A 19,376-nucleotide genomic window follows, 5' to 3' on the forward strand; every position below is an offset into this window, starting at 1 on the left:
TTCCGTTACTGGGGTGCTTGTGATTACAGGCATCCCTTTATTTTTTGCCCACCCTCTCACTTACTGATCGCTCACCTTTAGTCTAAAGTCCAGTATTGAAAAACCAATTAGCATTGGTTCTCAAATTATGAACTAAACCAATTCCTCGTGGATTGCAATCATGTATTGCATAGACTTTCAATTCGGGATTGCGGCGCAGCATTTGCATTGTGGTGTCAAAAATGCTTTGAGGATATCCAGTAATGCTGAGAATTGCACAGTTGTTTTCAAAGTGGAAATTATTAGCAATTAATAGTTGAGCAATACTAGCAGTATCACAAACAACTAATCTATCAAAGCTGTAAGCTGTTACGTCAGGATTAACCGTAGCTGGTTTATTTTCCTGGTTTGGCGAAGGAAGAATTTTGAGAATTGAACCATTGATTTGCTGCCAGCGATTTAGCCAATCTTTAATCTGAGATTCAGAAATTAAAAAGTCTTGTGTTAATAATTGAATTCGCCCTATCTGTCGAGTTCCTAAATATATAGCCAGCATTCCTATAATCACAATAATGACAAAGAGGGGAAATGACTTTAAAGCCAGAATTCCTATGGAAAGGATAATTACTCCTATGATTTGTAAATTCCTCGCATACTGTTTGCGACTTACAAGATTGAGTTTAGTTGATTTGCTACTTTCATGAAAGAAATTAATAAATGCAAGATTTACTATTATCGGTATAAAAATCGTTAATGATGTAACAAAGTTAATAAATAAAAAAGGAAGTAGCCAGCCAAATCGTGAAATTGACTTTGAGCTTTTTCTTAAACGATTATCTAGAAAATAAAGTAGTTGTTTGGGTGTAAAAAATAAGGTGCTATTTGCAGAAATGTCAGCGATCGCCTTTGCAAAAAAAGGATCAGTAATCTTCACACTACTCATACTGGTCGGTTCAAAAGCAAAGGTATGATTGCATTTTATACACCGACCTTGATTAGCTGTCCGGTCTTTTAGTTTATTGTCAGTTCCGCAGTTAATACACTTCATAATGGTTTTTTGATGTTAGTTATTCGTTGTTAGTCAATACGGTTGAGATTGGGCTTAATCCCCTCTTAAAAAGCTACGGTGTATACACCTGAAATAGCTGATTGATTAACCAAGGTTTTACCCCACCCTAACCCTCCCCTTATAAAGGGGAGGGAACTAGATTTCTTCTTTCCCCCCTTTATAAGGGGGGATTAAGGGGGGTAATTCGAGTTGTGTATACACCGTAGCCTTAAAAAGGGGGGAACTATCTAGCACCTGATTTGTTAATAAAACACTGTATTCTTCCCGCCGACGAATCAAGCGATGTGTATCATTTTCTAGCAAGACTTCCGCAGGTTTGGGACGGTGTAAAAAGTGAGACGACATTGCATAACCATAAGCACCGACATCTAGAATGGCAACGATATCACCAATTTCTAAAACTGGGAGTTGGCAATTTTTCCCTAGATAATCTCGTGAATATGTGGTGTTACCACAAATATCTGTTGTGAATGGATTGTCTGCTTGTTTCCAAGTGATAATTTCTCGGTAGCCGCCGTGTACTGAGGGTACTGAAAGATTTGCAACGGTGGTATCAACTCCAACAATCTGTTTTTCTCCTTGCCATTTTACAGAAACAACTTGAGCAAGCAAAGTTGCACATCCAGCGATCGCACTTCGTCCCGGTTCAATCACCAAATCAATTTCCCGTCCTAAACGAGTAATTCTCTCGGTTAACTCAGCCCCAAATATTTCCCAGTCAAAGGCTGTTTTGTTGTGGTGATAAGGATAGCCAAAACCACCACCAAAATCTAAATATTCCCAATCAGGTAACTTTTGTGCTGTGGCGATTACTGTATCGATTGCTTGGGTAAAAGCGGCTGTGGCGTTAGTTCCCGTCCCTCGATAGAAGTGTAAACCACTCAGCTTTAATCCAGCCTCACCAGTTATAGCGATCGCATCACCAAATTCCTCTGGACGTACACCAATGCGGCTATCTCCGGTAATTTCCGGCAAATTGAGACGTAAACCCAGCCGAATCGATTTCTCTCTGCGTTTGGGCAAAACTTCACAGCACAACTGTAATTGAGCGAGGCTATCGAGATTAAGTGTTGTAACTCCCCAACTCAGGACTTGTAGCATCTCAGCTTGATTCAAATTACTGCCGCTATAAACAATCTCACGAGGATCGAAACCAGCTTGCAATCCTAAATAAATATCTCCTGGTGTATTGGCGTGAAGTCCCCACCCAAAGGAACGAAAAATTTTTAACAGCGCAATGTTGCCATTAGTAACACTGGCAAACCGAAATTGCGTGCGCGGATAACTGACTGCTTTGCTAATCCGCTCAATAGTTTCGCGCAAGCGATCGCCATTATAAACATAAAGCGGAGAACCGTAGTTATTCAGTAATTCCTGAGCAAGTTCTTTAGAGAATGGGAGATTAGGAGGATTTTGAGTCAAATTATTTGATACCATTTACCAAAAATACTGATACAGTAAACTACGAATTACGAATTACGAATTATTTTGTAGTTTCTCCATAGCCAACGATGTAACCAAAAGGGATGATCCCAAGATTGTTTACTTTGTTTTTCATTTAAAACGTGCGATCGCCAAAGTTGCCACATAATTAGTAACCAGAGTGTTTCACCAATTCGACGGCCTTGAATAGCTGCTCCTAGATTGCCTTCAACGATTTGTGCCGCAATGTGAGGATAAAAGTGATTGTGAGCGCGAAGTCTTTCTGGATTGAGCCAAATGCCGAGTTGATGCCAAAAATCATTTAAACACCAAGAAGTCAAAGGAACCCCCATACCACGTTTTTGTCGCCAGACAATTTCGGGTGGCAGCCAATTTTCTACAGCCCGTTTGAGGATATATTTTTCACAAGCAGCCTGCAAACAGAGTTCTCCAGATAGGCGGAATGTCCATTCAGCTAAAGGTAAATCACAAAAAGGCGATCGCACCCACAACCCATGAGCAAACCCCAATGCAGTGGCACGGGGATGGATATTCTGCGCTCCTTTGAGCATCAAACTAGCACGGCGCAAGCGATGCAGCAAAGATGGGCATTCATTGCGATCAAGAGCTGTTAACAACCAATCTTCAGGATGCAAATTTTGGATCTGTGCATAAACCTCCGGCTGATAAACTTGAGATTCGTATCCCCCAAGACGGTGAAAGGTGCGGAGATATTGCTGAATAAAAGTTTCCTGTCCAGCGGGATTTTCTGCTTGATAAACACCTGCGGCAATTAAAGGTTTGTTCGTCCAACCGGCAAATAATTGATCTCCACCTTCGCCATTAAAAATTACCTGAGTTTCCTGACTCGCTCTCTCTGACAGGAGATACAACGGCACACACACGCCATCGCCAAAGGGTAAATCCAATGCTTGCACAGTCGGAATTAAGGCATTCTCGATCGAACTGGGGGTTACTGCAACTTTAACAAGCGGAATTTTAAGAAACTCGGCGACTTGTTCAGCATAGCGATATTCTGGAATACCTGCGTCACCAAAATCTAAAGTGTAAGCGCGGACTTTCACCCCTGCTTGTACCAGCAGCGCCGCCACCACTGAAGAATCGAGTCCGCCAGAGAGAAACACCCCAACAGGCTCATCCTTTAAATCTGCAATTTGTCGCTCAATAGAATCTTTAAGGAGAGTTTGCAATTTAGTAATTGCTGTAGCTTCATCTGTTAACTGTTCTGGCGCTTCCCGCCATGAGTGGATTTTTTTAGATTCAGGTGTTTGCAGCTTACCTGATTGGCGATCGCTCTGCCAAACTAATTCAGTTCCCGCCGTCACTGCAAACACTCCTTTAATAGGAGTTAAGGGTGTAGGAACGTAAGAAAAACAGCTATAGCCATATAATCCAGGAATGCTAACTTCTGACTGTTGCAAAATCGGTAAAAGTAATTGCAGTTGGGATGCAAACCAGATTATTTGTCCTTGCTGAGTCCAATACAAAGGAACTCTTCCGAAAGGTTCCCTTCCCAAAATTAGGCAGTTGTTTTCTTGGAGACTTACCCAAGCATCGGGTGAACTAAATAATCCTGATGCGGAGATGGCAGCAATTTGATTTTGTTGCGGTGGGGAATTGCCATCGATTCCTATGTAAACAACATTCCAGATGGGAAGAGGATAATTTTCTTGTAGAGAGAAATAATTTTTCTGACCTAACCCCCTAACCCCCTTCCCTTGCAGGGAAGGGGGAAAGTTCAAAGCCTCTCCCCTACAAGGGGAGAGGTTTGGAGAGAGGTTTTCCACAACACTAGTTAACAGCGCTTCCAACTCCTGTTGAGCGCCGTAACCCCAATAGCCAAGAAAGTGATGCGGGATACCCATCTGGACTATTTAACTTCAAAAGTTGCATCGCTAATCTGCCGACTTTCTAGAAACATCTGCACTTTCCAATTGCCAACAGTTGCAGCCGGGTTAATAGTGTAGCGACACTGGGTATCCCAGACAGACGTATTAATCTCGCGGGTTTGATAGTTGTTTTGCTTGACAATTTGACCACTTGGGTCAATCCAATTACAAGAGAGAGCCAGCTTTTTACCCAAAGGTGCATCCTTTAGAGTGACATGATACAACACTTCTGGATTGGTTTGGCGAGAAATTGTCTTTAAGTCGCCGCCATTATCTTGTGTCAAAGTGATGCGGTCTTGTTGAGTAGAAACACGGGAAAGTGTAGAACTTTGCTGCTGCATGAAAAATATTGTAGATGCAATGACAACCACTATAACTGCCACCACTCCAGAGGTAATCCATCGATTCCGGCGTTGTTGTACTTCCAGTGCTTGGCGGCGATTTAACTGAATTAGCGCTTCATCTAGTAACTCTGGCGGTAAATTCAACTCCTGTAAAATTTCTTTAACCTGCCGTTGGTCTAGTTCCGCTTCCCGACGCAATTGCAGACCTTGTACTTCTGTAACTATTTGTGATAATTGCTCTTGAGTCAGTCGCTGCGTCATAGCTTAACTCCTGTTGAAAAATTTGATTGCGATCGCTAATTACGTGTAATCAGAAGAACTTTGAACTTTATATATTAGATATCTCACTTTTGTAAGTACATCATAAGCTACAAAAAAAGGTTGTTGTTTTCCAGATTCTTTCTGAGATACTTTTGTAAACACAGACGCGATGAATCGCGTCTCTACTCATACTCTTGTACAGACGCGATTCATCGCGTCTCTGATTCATCGCGTCTCTGATTCATCGCATCTATATTCCTAACTCAGCACTGATTATGACTCAAGAACAACAAACCGCTATTGAAGGTATTTATGAAGTCTGTATCGGCATTCCAGAGCCAATTTCTGCAATTCACTATTGGGAGCAATTTGGCTATCGCATTGGTGAAGTGGGTGAATTAACCGCAGATGTAGCCCATCAATTATATGGGGTGAATTCGTCTTTACGCTCAATTCGCCTCTACCACCAAAATGCAGATCATGGTTTGATTCGGCTGATGGTTTGGCAAAATCCCACCAATGAAGGTTTGGGAATAGCGTCAATGAAAATTAAGGGAAATCGCTGGGCAACAAGTTTAACTGCGGATGTCTTGAGTATTTTAAATCATATAGAGGATGCAAAAGCAGCAGGTTTCCCTATTAGGTACTCTAACCCTTATTGGGAAGTCATCTATAACAAAGATAGAAAAAGCCGTCCTTTTCTTGAGCCAGCAGTTGGTGTGCGAGAAATGTTGCTGCTACAACCTTTAGCTAGACAAGTTTTGTTTCAACGGTTTGGTTATACACTACCGCATTACGGACAAGTTAACCAGAATGCGCCTCTCAAGACTAGTCAATTTACCCATATAGGAATCATCGTTCAAGATGACAGCAAAGAAACCCTGAAGTTTTATGAAGAAGTTTTGGGTTTGCTGCGCGTGCGTGATGGTGTTGAAACTAGTTATGAATCTTCGCCCGCAGGTAAAGATATTTTTGACCTTAATCCTGGTGAAAAGTTTATTGTGACTACCTTTGACGATCCTCGTTCTTCTAAGTCTGACCTGATGGCTACACGTAGTGGTAGACTTTATATCGTTCGATTTCCAGAATCTATTAATTTAGAATCACGCTTTGAAGCGGCCCAACCAGGTAGTTTGGGTATGTCTTTATATACCTATCGGGTTAAGGGAATACAGGAATATAGCGATCGCATCAAGGCGAGTACTGCACAAAAAGTTACAGACATTATTAGTAATGAATTTGGCGAAACGAGTTTCTCCTTTATTGCACCAGATGGTTATTTCTGGACTTTGCTAGAAGGTAATTAACTAGACATCTGACGAAAAAGAAGACTTCTTGACAAAGGCCAAAAAACCGCCCTAAAATCAATTTCTGGGCTAATAACTCAAGTCGTTTGGAACTGGCTAATGACAGTAATTTTAGTCGGTTTTAACGGACTTTTACTATTAGCTAGAGACTTGAGTCTTTGGCGGTTCAAGTATTTTTGCAATAGTATTTTTGCAATAGATTTAATAATAATTCCCAATATCTCCTTCACATTAGTTTAAATTTCTCTATTTCCGCCAATAGATAGTTGCTTTTTGCTATTTTTCAACTCTTTCCAGAGTGACTTAATCTGCTGGTAAGCCTCTTCCTGAGACAATTTACCCCCTGTTTCTAGTCCAGTGATGTAACTAATTTTTTGAGAGAATTCTTGAAGGTTGGCATTAAATACCAAATTCTCTGGCTGAAATTTACCATAATACCGGCTGCGAGGGTAAAGAAGGCTGTTTTTGTCTTGCGAGTTAGGTTGCGTCATAAGTTTTTTCTTATAATCCTTTATTAAATTTATAAACTAAAACTTTTCTTCTTGTGTATATACACAGGATAAAATTCAAATTCCTGAAGAAAGAAGTTAATTTTTTAGTTCAAGATTAGGATAAAGCAGAAGAACAGGTAATTAACTGTGGAAAATACTGAAATAAGTACCTCTTCTACCAAAATTAAGTACCTCATCTACCAAAAGGAGTAAGTCAAATGGCATATTACTTACGGAAAACACTAAAAGGAATAAGTGAAATAGCATTTTGCTGATTAAATTCGACTTGCTCAAATGCGGCTCAAATAATCTCATACCCGCAGAATTAGTTATGATTACCATAGGCTTTAGCTAGGGTTGATAGCGAAGGCTAAAGTAAAAGCCATCATCCTGAGCGTTATTACCACGATCGCTCAGATCGATAAATGGAAATCCATAATCGAGGCGCAAAAAGAGATTATCAATTCCCATTGCCTGATTCCACAATAATCCTAAGCCTGCGCCCACTAAAAAAGTTTGATTGGGTAGCGGATTGGGGTTATCAGACTGATTCCAGACGGCTCCCATGTCCACAAATGGCGCAAGTTGAATTGTCGATAATCCAGATTCATTGCGCTGGACTGTAAACCGATCTTCGATCGCTACCCGAAATCCATTATCCCCAGAACGGATATTTTGGCGATATCCCCTTACCGATTGTCCGCCGCCAATCACAAATTGCTGGGAAGGTAAAAGACTATCTGGTGTCAGCTGCAAGTCTGCTTGAATGAGCAATAGATGATCGTTACTGAGTTGCTGCACGCGCTGTATTTGACCTAGCCAACTAAAAAAGCGACCATCGGGTATGGGGTCATTGTTGATAGTTGCATCTAATATATCAACGCCAAAATTAAATTGCGATCGCAAAAACCAAGCTCCTTGAGGTTCGCGCCTGATATAATCTTGACCAAATTTAATTACACTGGTGCGGCTAACACCATTGGCATCAGGCCCAATACCAAAGGGAGTTGCGAGGTTATCAAACAGGAAGGTTTGACCATCTTGATAGGTAAATCCTAAAGATAAGGCAAATTCTTCTCTGGGCGATCGCATCAATGGTTGACGATAATTGATTTCATAAAGATCCTGGTTTGCCCGAATGTCAAAGGCATCAAAGGGTGGCTCAGTAATTTCGTTGCGATTAAATGCGGCTCGAATCTGCACTTTGCCGTTCATGGCGTTCACGGGAACCTGATAACTAAAATCAAAGGCATCGGAACCACCAGAGAGTGTATGGTAATAGGAGCCTGCTAACTCATCTCCCATACCAGTTAAATTGCGCGATCGCAATTCAACACCCAATCTTTCCGCTCCAATACTGGGAGGCGAATAATTATCTACACCCAAGCTACCAATTAAAGTTTTTGCCTCTTCAACTCTGACAATGAGAATACTTTGACCAACTTTACCCGTTGGACGCAAACTCGCTTCCACATTTGTAAATAAGGGATCGAGTCGCAATAATTTCAACTGTTCTTCGAGCTTACCAGTATTCAGAGGAATACCAGCACCTAGTTGGATGCGACTACGAATATAAGATGGGTTTAATCGCCGCGTCCCTTGGATGTCAATCTCTGTTAAACGCCCTTCCAACACCCGAATTACCACAACACCATCTGCGGTACTTGATTGTTGAGAGTCTGGAATTGCTCTGGAATTTATATAGCCTTTATTTAGGTAAAGCTGGGTAACGGCATCTGCGGCTTGTCTGATTTCTTCTAAAGTTAAATCCCGTTCTTCAAACGGTTTTACTACTGGATTAAAATCATTTTCCTTAAAAACTGTGCTACCTACAACCTGAATTTTGCGAACCCGAATCCGTTGTGGTGTTTCTGGTTGTGGGTTCGGGTTAGTTGCCGGGGTCGATTCTGTTTCTTGTACTATTTGTAACTCTGACTGACTGCTATTTTGAATCGAGTCAGGTGTAAAAATATTAGCTGTAGCTCTCAGTCCATTTGCAGTTAAAATCCAGACCGCAGGCAGAATTAGCAAGCTGCACCGAAAACTGAAACTGTGCTTACTGCATTTAGTAATTGCCAAACTCCGCCAATTGTCTAACTGATGAGAGAAATAGACAATTTTTTGCTGAGTCGTTGCTCTAGGCTGAACACCAGTTTCTGTTTCTTTTCTCATTTCTCTTCAGTGGAGTGCCTTATTTAACGACTGGGCTGATTTTGATTTTGGAGTATGCTATGGCTGTATGAGTATTTCAATATCATATTTTTGATATTCAAATTTCAAAAGATTTGTAACTAAAACTATAATTAACAGCGATTTCTTCTAAGTGATAGTCCCTAGCATTATATTGTGGTAACAGGTAAAAAACTTGGGAAAACTTCGATGTCACCACTGATTTCCATTGTCATCGTCAATTACAATCGGGAGTCTTACCTTGAAGAAGCGATCGCTAGCGTCTTAGCGCAGACATGGCAAAACTTTGAGTTATTGATTTGGGATAATGGCTCTACAGATGGATCGGTGGCGATCGCTAAAGCTTATGCTCAAAAAGATCGGCGAGTGCGGGTGGTGGAGGCAGACAATCAAGGAGTTGCTGCGGCTTGTAAGGCAGCGATCGCCCAAACTAGTGGCGCTTACATTGGTATTGTAGACAGTGATGATATCCTAGCCCCTACCGCCCTCGCCCAAACCGCTACACTCCTCAACAGCCATCCAGAAACAGGATTTGTTTACACCGACTACTTAAATATCGATCAAGATAGTAAAGTTATCAGCTACGGTCATCGCTGTAACATAGCTTACTCTGAAGAAGGTCTGTTGGTAGATTTCATGACGTTTCACTTCCGCTTGATGCGGCGATCGGTTTATGACCGAGTGGGAGGTGTTAACGAATCGTTCTCTTGTAGTGCCTATGATTATGACCTATGTCTGCGACTTTCAGAAGTAGCCCAAGTGCTACGAGTCAAAGAGCCACTCTATTTCTACCGAAATCATTCTCAAAGCATCTCTGTTATTAGACAAAAAGAACAAATCCTCTGGTCTAAACGAGCGATCGCTCAAGCACTTTGGCGACGCGGATTAGCAGACAAGTTACAAATCGATGTAGAATTGCCCACAGGTCGCTTCATATTACGCCGCAAAAAATCTTTATTAACCCCGCCAAAGCTACGCTTTGTCTCCCCTCTCCGCTTGCGGGGAGGGGTTGGGGGTGGGGTGTTAGGGACTTGTGCAAGAGGTCTATTGTCTAATATCGCCGCTTCAGTCCTAGTTATTGCCTCGCTAGTAAGTCCCAGATTAGCCCAAGCACAACAAATAGTTCCTGCTGCTGACGGGACAAACACAATTATTACACCCAACGGCAATCGACTTGATATTACTGGCGGCACAACTTCTAGAGATGGTGCAAATCTTTTTCACAGCTTTCAACAATTTGGGATTTCACCAGAACAAATCGCCAACTTTCAAGCTAATCCAGCGTTACAAAATATCCTTGGTCGAATTACAGGCGGAAATGCCTCGGTTATCAATGGTTTAATTCAGGTAACAGGTGGCAATGCTAACCTTTTCTTGATGAATCCAGCCGGATTTATTTTTGGAGCAAACGCTAGCTTAAATGTACCTAGTGCTTTCACTGTGACAACAGCTAACGGCATTGGCTTTGGCAGCAGTTGGTTTAACGCCATCGGTGTGAATGACTACATAAATTTAGTTGGAAACCCCAACGGATTTGCCTTTAGTATGAACCAGCCAGGAGCGATCGCAAATGCTGGAAATTTGGCAGTAGGTACTGGGCAAAATTTGAATTTATTAGGCGGTACTTTAGTCAACACCGGGCAACTTTCAGCACCAGGAGGGCAGATTACTGTTACATCAGTACCAGGACAAAATTGGGTGCGTCTCAGTCAGCCAGGAAATCTGTTGAGTCTAGAAATTCAGCCCCTCGCCTCTAGTAGCAACCAACCCAATAACTGGACAATTCCCATCGCCTCTTTACCAGAATTGCTCACAATTGGTAACACAGGGTTAACTGCCAATCCTGATGGAACTGTAAAATTGACAGGCTCTAATGTGACAATTCCCACAACTCCAGGTACAACAATTGTTTCTGGGAAAGTAAGTGCATCGAGTCAAACAGGCGGTACGGTAACTGCTTTGGGTAAAAAAGTCGCAGTGATTGATGCCAATATTAACGCCTCTGGGAATAATGGCGGCGGTACTGTGCTAATTGGTGGAGATTATCAAGGTAGAGGGACTTTACCGAACGCAGATCGGACTTATGTGGACTCAAAATCCGTCATTAATGCTGATAGTAATTTGAATGGAAATGGCGGACGGGTAATTGTTTGGGGTAACGACACAACCCAGTTTTTTGGAAAAATTTCGGCTCGTGGAGGAGCAAATGTCGGCAATGGTGGTTTTGTAGAAGTATCAGGCAAAAATTTCTTAAATTTTAACGGTTTAGTAAATACTTCAGCCATCAATGGCAACTTTGGCACTTTATTGCTAGACCCCAGCACATTGACAATTATCGATGGTGCAGCAGGGACGGGTGATTTTGATGCTACAGCAGACAATATTGCCTTTGGCGATGCAGATATTGGGGCTAATACCGTTTCTTGGGGTGCGATCGCAGCTTCAGGTGCAAATATCAACTTACAAGCCACAGGCAACATTACCATCAATGACATCACCGGAGCGACGCCAGGAGTGACTACCCCTGGTGTGGCTACATTAAACTTGGGTAATGGCGGTAGCTTCAGCCTGAGTTCACAAACCGGTTCTGTAAACTTCGTTAATCCTACCAACACAATCGTCACAACCGGAGGAGCCATTAACATTTCGGGAGCTAGCTTATCACTAGGAAATCTAGACACAACTATTGATTTCAATAGAAGCGGGGATATAAACTTGTTTGCGAGTGGCAACATTAGTGCAGGCAACATCATTGCCAGTGGACAGGGCTACTCAGCAGGTAATGTTCAAGTAGTCAGCAGCAATAGTGGAATTACCCTAAATCAGATCGACACCAGCGATAGTGGAGGGGTTGGCAATGCCACAGGTGGAACCGTAACTTTGACTGCGGCAGGCAATATTCTTACAAATACCATTAATTCCTCTTCCAATGATGCTGGTGGCTTAGGTACGGGTGGCGATGTACAAGTAACAACCACCGCAGGCAGTATCACCACAGGGGCAATTAACTCATCTGTAGCCAAGTTTTCAGGTGGCGATTTTACAGGCGCAGCTGGCGCAGTCAGTTTAACTGCTAGAGATAATATCACCGTTAATGATGCCATTAACGCCTCAGCGATCGCCATTGAAGTCGATGGTATTGCAAATGTTACAAGTGGCAACGTTACTTTACAGACTACCAATACTGCTGGCAGCAATATTCGTTTTACCAACATCAACACCCAGTCCATAGCAGACGATTTGGTTGATGGAAACACAGTTCAAGGTGGTAATGTGCAAGTGCTAACCAACGGACTGATTCAAGGAATCGGAACCGGTGAAGCGATCGCAACTGGCGGATTTTTTACTAGTGGAGGAGTTACTAACGTTCAACCTTCAGCAGGAGGTACTATTAGCATTCGCCATGATGGTGGCCCAAACAATGTAGATTTTATTGTCGGTGATGCAAGTGTCAATGGTACAGCAGGGTCAATCACTACAGGTGACAATTCAATAATCGCTTCAAACAGCTTTCCCGTCTTGCCAAATGGTGGAGATGCTAGCGGTACACCAACCGGCATTACCATTACATCTGTCAACACACCGCCGACATTAACAGCAAACTCATCGCTACCCGATACCCAGACCAATCAACCTGTTACCTTAACGTTCTCTAGTTTGGCTCCGCTAGTCAGCGATGTTAATAATGACATCACCTCCATCAAGGTCGATGTCGTGAATACGGGAAATATCACTGTCAATGGCGTTCCCGTCATCCCTGGTGTTACAACCTTATCTAGCGGCGATACTTTGGTATACACACCTCCAGCAGATACAAATGGGTCACTAAATGCCTTTGTAATTAGTGCAAATGACGGCGTTTCCTCTTCTGCACCTGTACAGATAGGAATCAACGTCAGTCAAATTCCTACTCCGAATCCTGAAACTCCGAATCCTGAAACTCCAAATCCTGAAACTCCGAATCCTGAAACTCCGAATCCTGAAACTCCGAATCCTGAGACTCCAAATCCTGACCCCTGCACATTCCAATGCAATCTACCAGGTAAACCGAATAACCTTGACCTTAATAATCCTAAGATTGATAACCCCGTTCTTAATACCAACCCCATACCCGAAGATAAATTCACAGATGATTTTGCCGACCATTTAGGCATACCCACCCCTAGAATCAAAACCCTAGATGATGCCAAAGAAATTGCTCGCAAAATTGAAGAAGCTACTGGTGTGAAACCTGCATTTATCTACATCAGTTTTGTCCCTGTGGAGATTCTACCAGAGGGAAATTTAGGTAAAGATCAAAAATTTACGAAACAGTTAAATACCGTAGCAGAAAAGAATAGCGACCAACTAGAAGTAATAGTAGTAACCGGAAAAGGCGATCCTATCCGCAAGCGCATCCCAGAAACAAGCAAAGACAAAGTTCTCCAAGTAGCTCAAGAATTTCGTGACCAAATTGTTAGTCCACAAAACCGTCGCCGCACCGGTTATTTGCGTTCATCTCAACAACTTTATCGCTGGATTATTGCACCACTAGAGGCAGATTTACAGGCGAGAGGAATCAACAATCTGGTCTTTTTACCAGACATTGGGTTACGTTCAACCCCAATGGCAGCACTTCACGATGGAAAGGGGTTTCTAGTAGAAAAATACAGTATCGGCTTAATGCCTAGTCTTAGTCTGACTAATACCCTCTATAAAGACATCAAAAAATCTCAAATTTTAGCGCTGGGAGTTTCTCAGAGTACTCAGGGACAAGAGCCTTTACCAGCAGTCCCCCTTGAGTTATCAACACTAGTATCTAAACTCTGGCAAGGCAAATTATTGTTAGACAAGCAAGCCACCTTAGAAAATCTCAAAACTATCCGCCGCCAACAACCTTTTGGAATTATTCACATGGCAACCCATGCCGATTTTGCTACCGGCGCTTTGAATAATTCCTATATTCAACTGTGGGAAGACAAGTTGCGCTTGAATCAATTACGACAGTTGCGCTTGAATGAACCTGAAGTTGAAATGCTCGTGCTGAGTGCTTGTAGAACAGCTTTAGGGGATGAAGAATCCGAACTGGGATTTGCGGGTTTAGCAGTGCTGGCAGGTGTGAAAACTAGTGTTGCTAGTCTTTGGTCGGTTAATGATGCTGGCACAGCAGCATTGATGACAAAATTTTATGAGAACTTAAAGACAGCTCCAATTAAGGCAGAAGCTCTCAGACAGGCTCAGGTAGCTATGCTCAAAGGGCAAATTTATGTCAAGGATGGACAAGTGCAAGGTTTAGGAGTGGTTGGGAATTTGCCTTTACCTGCTGACAGTGCTGATGAATCACTTATGCATCCTTATTATTGGGCTGGATTTACAATGGTTGGTAATCCCTGGTAGAAGGTAGGGAATATGGAGTCAGAGAGCTAGAGGGAGAAAGAGATTTTTCTTGTTGCGATTAACCTAAGAATACTCCAAGCAAAAAAATGCCCAATTGTCATTGCGAGTGAAGCGAAGCAATCGCAATGACTGGGATTGCTTCGCTTCGTACCCAACTCTTGGAGAGGCTGCGCCAACGGGAACGCCAAGGGCGAACGCAATGACGGGTTTTGGATCATTTATTTTTTGGAACACTCTAACGTGAATTCGATGCAGAAATACTATTACCACTAGTAACTTAAATAGAGCAACATAAGACCTCTTGCATAAATCAAAAATAAGAAAGAACCCCACCCCGCCAAAGCTACGCTTTGTCTCCCCTCCCCGCAAGCGGGGAGGGGTTGGGGGTGGGGTGTAATGACTGTGGTTAGCATAACTAATTCTGCGGACATGATATTACAAGGCTACGGTGTATACACAAGTCTGAAGTAGTTTACTCACCTGGTTTATGCGTCAGTTTTACCCCACCCTAACCCTCCCCTTGCAAAGGGGAGGGAACAAGATTTTCCGGTTTCCCCCCTTTACAAGGCAGGGCTGTTTCATTCCCCAAAGAGCTTTAAAAATCAAGGGTTCTAGCAATTTTAAATTGGTTATTTTGTTACCAGCGTGTCGATAAAACGAACTATTTTACTGATATTTAAGTGCTTAAATGTTCATCTCATCGTCACCCTTACTGACAATTTTCTTGCTAACCATCTTGACAAATCCTGTTTGAAATGGAATGAAACAGCCGTGGGGATTAAGGGGGGTAAATCCAGGATTGGGGCTTCATTACCAAGATGTGTGTACACCGTAGTCCCCGCAACCGGGGAGGGGTGTTAGGGACTTTTGCAAGAGGTCTATACTTCTAGCGGATACTACGGATGAAAGATGTGTCTTCTTACGGATGAACGCTACAATCTATCAGAAAATCAAAGAAATAGTTAAATCCAGAGTGGCTTCATGACGGCTAATTTAACACCTAAAGCGACATTTGACTTTGTTAACGTGCTATCCCAGGCTGCGGCTAAGTATAGAGAACCAAAAAGTATACGTCCTAATGCTGAAATATTAGTAAAGGCATTGCTACAAGCCGAAAAAACTGCCAAGCAACAAAAGTTGACTTATCCGTTTGAGTTTCTGCTCGGTAAATGGCAACTTTGCTTTGTCACTGGCACTAAGAAAAACAGAGGTAGCGGGGGAATTGTATTAGGCAACGGTTTCTATGTACCCAAATTTATAACAATCCATGTTTCCTTTAATTCCACTTTGGAACAGGATTCAGACAGAGGCGAAATTGCTAATCAGGTTGAGCTTAACCCAGTTTCACTGAAGCTCACGGGGCCAGTGCAATATTTCGGGAAGAAAAATTTATTGGCTTTTGACTTTAACCAGATGATTATCAGTTTGTTTGGTCGTGTTATTTACAACAGAGCAATCCGTGCTGGTAAAGTCCAAACAGAAGATTTCTACAACCAACCTATAGCTAAACTACCCTTCTTTGGCTTCTTTTTAGTGACAGAAGATTTCATTGCAGCTCGCGGTCGTGGGGGAGGATTGGCCTTTTGGATTCGAGAAACTTAAAGACGCTTGCAGGAAATCAGGCAGTCTTGCTGGAGGTCAAAAGGAAGAGGATTTGACTTATTTGTTTGATTTGTAGCAAGTGGTGCAACCTTTTTTACAAATCAAACAAATACTTCACAATCTGCGCTTGATTACTTAGGGACTGATACATTTCGCCTGATTTGGTCTTTTATCTTGCCTTATCAGAGAAGTATATGCTACCATTAATAACTGTGTGGTTAAGGACGTATAGCTCAGTTGGTTAGAGCGCTACGTTGACATCGTAGAGGTCACTGGTTCGAATCCAGTTACGTCCATTTTTGTTTGTATAGTGACTAATTGTTTGTCACTGTTAACAGATTAATGTCAATTTTAACAAAATCTTGTCACTGTTAACAAATTAGTGACTACTATCCAGTCTGGATACCCTATATCAAAGATTAGAACCAGAATTATTTGAATCTGGAAAGAATCTGGAAAAGGTACGCGGTGGATGCTCCAACGAGACAATCACAAGCGATCGCTCGAAATTGTAGAGTTTGAATTTAGAACAAGCAGACAAGCCGCCTAGCGTCTACGCCCAAATCAAAGCAAGTCAACCTGTAATTCCAGTATGATTCAATACAGTTCAGAATGAGCAACAAAACACTTGTAGAGACGGCGATTTATCGCGTCTCTTCGGTAGACGACAGGCGTAGCAGACATAATTCTCAATAACCGTCGGGTAAGGTTTTTAGATCGGGCAAAGTTAAAGAAAAGATAATTTAAGTTTTACAAGCCGATGCAATGGCATAACAAGCCAATGTAATGGCATAACACACCGATGCAATGGCATAACAAGCCAATGCAATGGCATAACACACCGATGCAATGGCATAACACACCGATGCAATGGCATAACACACCGATGTAATGGCATAACACACCGATGTAATGGCATAACAAGCCAATGCAATGGCATAACACAAATAAAGCGGTGTTAATGATAAGCCTTTAACCGGACATTATATGACAGATTAATAGTGTTGATTTACCCAAAGTGAGTTGAGTTAGCGCGCAAATACACGTATGCAGCTAGATTAAAATTAGATTATTATATAACTGAAATATTGCTGTAATTTTTAAAGGTTTTTATGTAAGAATTCAGGAGTCAGAATCCAGGAGCCAGAAGGGTTAAAAAATAAGGATAAATATTTGATGAATGAATTTACTAATTCTATAGATACTTTATTATTCTGACTTCTGACTCCTGGGTGCTGAATTCTTACGTTTTTATATATGTAAATGGTTTATTTCAGAGGATATACGGTAACAATAACCAAAGCGATCGCGGTATTTTAATTTTAATAAATCTTATATTATTCAGATTAAAAAACTCAGAAAAGATGACGAACACAGAATCTCTGCTTTCGCACTTCAGGCTTTGGTGAAGACTTATGCAATGTATAGGTTTTTATGATGGAATTTTTAAATAATTTTTTCTCTACTAGCCAGTTTATTCCCCACGGACATTGCTACCTCTGGAAACCAGGATTGGTGTGGTTGCATCTGATTTCAGATGTGTTAACTGGACTTGCTTATTATTCAATTCCAGTGATGCTGGTTTATTTTGTTCGTAAACGGCGAGATATGCCTTTCGGCTGGATATTCCTAATGTTTGGCGCATTCATTGTTGCTTGTGGCACAACTCATTTAATGGATGTATGGACGCTTTGGTATCCTACCTATTGGCTATCAGGGTTACTCAAAGCTATCACCGCTTTTGTCTCGGTATTAACGGCTGTAGAGCTTGTGCCATTAATACCACAGGTGCTAGCTCTACCGAGTCCTGCTCAACTAGAGGCTGCAAACTACCAACTAGCAAAAGAAATTGCTGAACGCATACGGACTGAGGAGGTGTTGAGGGAAAGCGAACAACGCTGGCAATTAGCTTTGCGAGGCAATAATGATGGAATTTGGGACTGGAATGTTAAAACTAATGAAGTTTTCTTCTCGGCTCGCTGGAAAGAAATGCTCGGTTACGAAAACCACGAAATTTCTAACTATTTAGATGAATGCTTGACACGAGTGCATCCGAACGATATTGAGCGGGTGAAACAAGCGGTTCAAGATCACTTTGCGCAGAAAACACCGTTTTACATTACCGAGTATCGAGCTTTATGTAAAGACGGCACCTATAAATGGATTTTAGATCGAGGGCAAGCACTGTGGAATGAAGATGGTAATGTAGTACGAATGGCAGGTTCACATACTGATATTACCGATCGCAAGCAAGCAGAGGAGAGACTAAATAGCCTACTTAACCAATTAGAAAGCATGGTTGAGGAAAGAACAGCAGAGTTAACAAGAATCAACAAATCATTACAGATAGAAATTACTGAACGCCAGCGAATAGAAGAAGCATTGCGAGAGAGCGAACAGCAATTTCGGGCTGCATTCCATCAAGCTGCTGTTGGCATTGCCCATGTCGCAATCGATGGAAACTGGTTGTTGGTGAATCAGAAGCTTTGCGATATTCTCGGTTACACACTCGAAGAACTACAGTTGTTAACTTTCCAAGATATTACTCACCCGGACGATCTTAATACTAACCTGAAATATGTTGAGCGGATTTTAGCAGATAATATTCAAACTTACTCGATGGAAAAGCGGTATTTCCGCAAAGATAATTCCATAGTTTGGGTTAATCTCACTGTGTCTTTAATGCGCGAACCTAATGAGGAGCCAAAATATTTTATTTCTGTGGTTGAAGACATTAACGAACGGAAAGCCGCGCAGCGCGAACGCAAACAGTGGGAGGAGCAAATTAAAGCATCACTATTAGAAAAAGAGGTGTTATTAAAAGAAATTTACCATCGGGTCAAAAACAATTTACAGGTTATTTCCAGTCTGCTCAACCTGCAATCTGCCTATATCAAAGACAAAGACGATTTGACAATATTTCAACAAAGCCAGCAGCGGATTGCATCAATGGCTCTCGTTCACGAAAAATTATATCAATCTCAAGACTTAGCAAGGATTAATTTGGGTGAATATATTCAAGATTTGGTAGCAAGCTTATTTACTGCTTATGAAGTCAATGAAGATGCGATCGCTTTGACAATAAATGCCGAAGATTGTATTTTTCTCGGTTTAGATACAGCAATTCCTTGTAGCTTAATTATCCATGAGCTTGTATCTAATTCTTTAAAATATGCATTTCCCAAAAATAGTAATGGTGCAATTAATATTGAAATCAAGAAAATAATTAATAATAATTTAATGCTAATAGTTCGTGATGACGGTATTGGCTTACCACCAAACTTTGATTTTAAAAAAATTGCATCATTAGGGTGGGAGTTGGTAGATGCTTTAACCCATCAGTTAGCAGGAAATATAAATATTACAGGCTCTACTGGAGTAGAGTGTCAGGTGACATTTCCTTTAACATAAATAGACAATCAATA

The 19,376-nt window shown here is 41.7% G+C and carries 9 protein-coding genes, 1 tRNA gene and 2 pseudogenes; 6 read left to right on the top strand and 6 right to left on the bottom strand.

Features of this window, described 5'->3' with window-relative positions:
• Nucleotides 1–82: 82 nt before the first annotated feature.
• The 4 genes from V7K61_RS10160 to V7K61_RS10175 all read right to left on the bottom strand — a co-directional run bounded on the left by V7K61_RS10160 (nucleotide 83) and on the right by V7K61_RS10175 (nucleotide 4,985).
• A complete protein-coding gene (locus tag V7K61_RS10160) occupies nucleotides 83–1,027 on the bottom strand; it encodes a hypothetical protein (RefSeq protein ID WP_335053218.1) in 945 nt (314 codons plus the stop codon).
• Nucleotides 1,028–1,183: 156 nt separating this feature from the next.
• A complete protein-coding gene (locus V7K61_RS10165) occupies nucleotides 1,184–2,485 on the bottom strand; it encodes a diaminopimelate decarboxylase family protein (RefSeq protein ID WP_335053219.1) in 1,302 nt (433 codons plus the stop codon).
• Nucleotides 2,486–2,517: 32 nt separating this feature from the next.
• Nucleotides 2,518–4,356: an asparagine synthetase B family protein gene (locus V7K61_RS10170; RefSeq protein WP_335053220.1), complete on the bottom strand. Its 1,839-nt coding sequence runs from the start codon at nucleotides 4,354–4,356 to the stop codon at nucleotides 2,518–2,520.
• Nucleotides 4,357–4,361: 5 nt separating this feature from the next.
• Nucleotides 4,362–4,985, bottom strand: a complete 624-nt coding sequence (locus tag V7K61_RS10175) for a DUF3859 domain-containing protein (protein ID WP_335053221.1) — start codon at nucleotides 4,983–4,985, stop codon at nucleotides 4,362–4,364.
• Nucleotides 4,986–5,260: 275 nt separating this feature from the next.
• Between V7K61_RS10175 and V7K61_RS10180 the strand changes: the two genes are divergently transcribed.
• A complete protein-coding gene (locus V7K61_RS10180; RefSeq protein WP_335053222.1) occupies nucleotides 5,261–6,292 on the top strand; it encodes a VOC family protein in 1,032 nt (343 codons plus the stop codon).
• A gap of 236 nt (nucleotides 6,293–6,528) precedes the next feature.
• Here the strand turns inward: V7K61_RS10180 and V7K61_RS10185 are convergent, their stop codons facing one another.
• Nucleotides 6,529–6,783: a DUF7219 family protein gene (locus tag V7K61_RS10185; protein WP_335053223.1), complete on the bottom strand. Its 255-nt coding sequence runs from the start codon at nucleotides 6,781–6,783 to the stop codon at nucleotides 6,529–6,531.
• A gap of 351 nt (nucleotides 6,784–7,134) precedes the next feature.
• Nucleotides 7,135–8,955, bottom strand: coding sequence for a ShlB/FhaC/HecB family hemolysin secretion/activation protein (locus V7K61_RS10190; protein ID WP_335053224.1), 1,821 nt, complete (start codon nucleotides 8,953–8,955; stop codon nucleotides 7,135–7,137).
• Nucleotides 8,956–9,162: 207 nt separating this feature from the next.
• On the opposite strand from V7K61_RS10190, the gene V7K61_RS10195 reads away from it, so the two are divergent.
• From V7K61_RS10195 to V7K61_RS34075, 5 genes and pseudogenes are all read left to right on the top strand, one after another.
• On the top strand, nucleotides 9,163–14,349 hold the full coding sequence (locus V7K61_RS10195; protein ID WP_335053225.1) for a CHAT domain-containing protein: 5,187 nt from the start codon (nucleotides 9,163–9,165) through the stop codon (nucleotides 14,347–14,349).
• Nucleotides 14,350–15,330: 981 nt separating this feature from the next.
• Nucleotides 15,331–15,951: a hypothetical protein gene (locus V7K61_RS10200; RefSeq protein WP_335053226.1), complete on the top strand. Its 621-nt coding sequence runs from the start codon at nucleotides 15,331–15,333 to the stop codon at nucleotides 15,949–15,951.
• A gap of 222 nt (nucleotides 15,952–16,173) precedes the next feature.
• A tRNA-Val gene (locus V7K61_RS10205) sits at nucleotides 16,174–16,247 on the top strand.
• Between the two features lie 1,138 nt (nucleotides 16,248–17,385).
• Nucleotides 17,386–18,264, top strand: a pseudogene (locus V7K61_RS34070) (PAS domain-containing protein); the annotation flags it as partial.
• An 84-nt stretch (nucleotides 18,265–18,348) separates the two neighbouring features.
• Nucleotides 18,349–19,362, top strand: a pseudogene (locus tag V7K61_RS34075) (histidine kinase dimerization/phosphoacceptor domain -containing protein); the annotation flags it as partial.
• Between the last annotated feature and the right edge of the window lie 14 nt (nucleotides 19,363–19,376).

Origin of the sequence: Nostoc sp. (assembly GCF_036918015.1) — a bacterium.
Taxonomy (GTDB): Bacteria; Cyanobacteriota; Cyanobacteriia; order Cyanobacteriales; family Nostocaceae; genus Nostoc.

Excerpts from the sequence above, each read along its gene's own strand:
- V7K61_RS10160 (WP_335053218.1), bottom strand. The coding sequence starts at position 1,027 with ATGAAGTGTATTAACTGCGGAACTGACAATAAACTAAAAGACCGGACA.
- V7K61_RS10165 (WP_335053219.1), bottom strand. The coding sequence starts at position 2,485 with ATGGTATCAAATAATTTGACTCAAAATCCTCCTAATCTCCCATTCTCT.
- V7K61_RS10170 (WP_335053220.1), bottom strand. The coding sequence starts at position 4,356 with ATGGGTATCCCGCATCACTTTCTTGGCTATTGGGGTTACGGCGCTCAA.
- V7K61_RS10175 (WP_335053221.1), bottom strand. The coding sequence starts at position 4,985 with ATGACGCAGCGACTGACTCAAGAGCAATTATCACAAATAGTTACAGAA.
- V7K61_RS10180 (WP_335053222.1), top strand. The coding sequence starts at position 5,261 with ATGACTCAAGAACAACAAACCGCTATTGAAGGTATTTATGAAGTCTGT.
- V7K61_RS10185 (WP_335053223.1), bottom strand. The coding sequence starts at position 6,783 with ATGACGCAACCTAACTCGCAAGACAAAAACAGCCTTCTTTACCCTCGC.
- V7K61_RS10190 (WP_335053224.1), bottom strand. The coding sequence starts at position 8,955 with ATGAGAAAAGAAACAGAAACTGGTGTTCAGCCTAGAGCAACGACTCAG.
- V7K61_RS10195 (WP_335053225.1), top strand. The coding sequence starts at position 9,163 with ATGTCACCACTGATTTCCATTGTCATCGTCAATTACAATCGGGAGTCT.
- V7K61_RS10200 (WP_335053226.1), top strand. The coding sequence starts at position 15,331 with ATGACGGCTAATTTAACACCTAAAGCGACATTTGACTTTGTTAACGTG.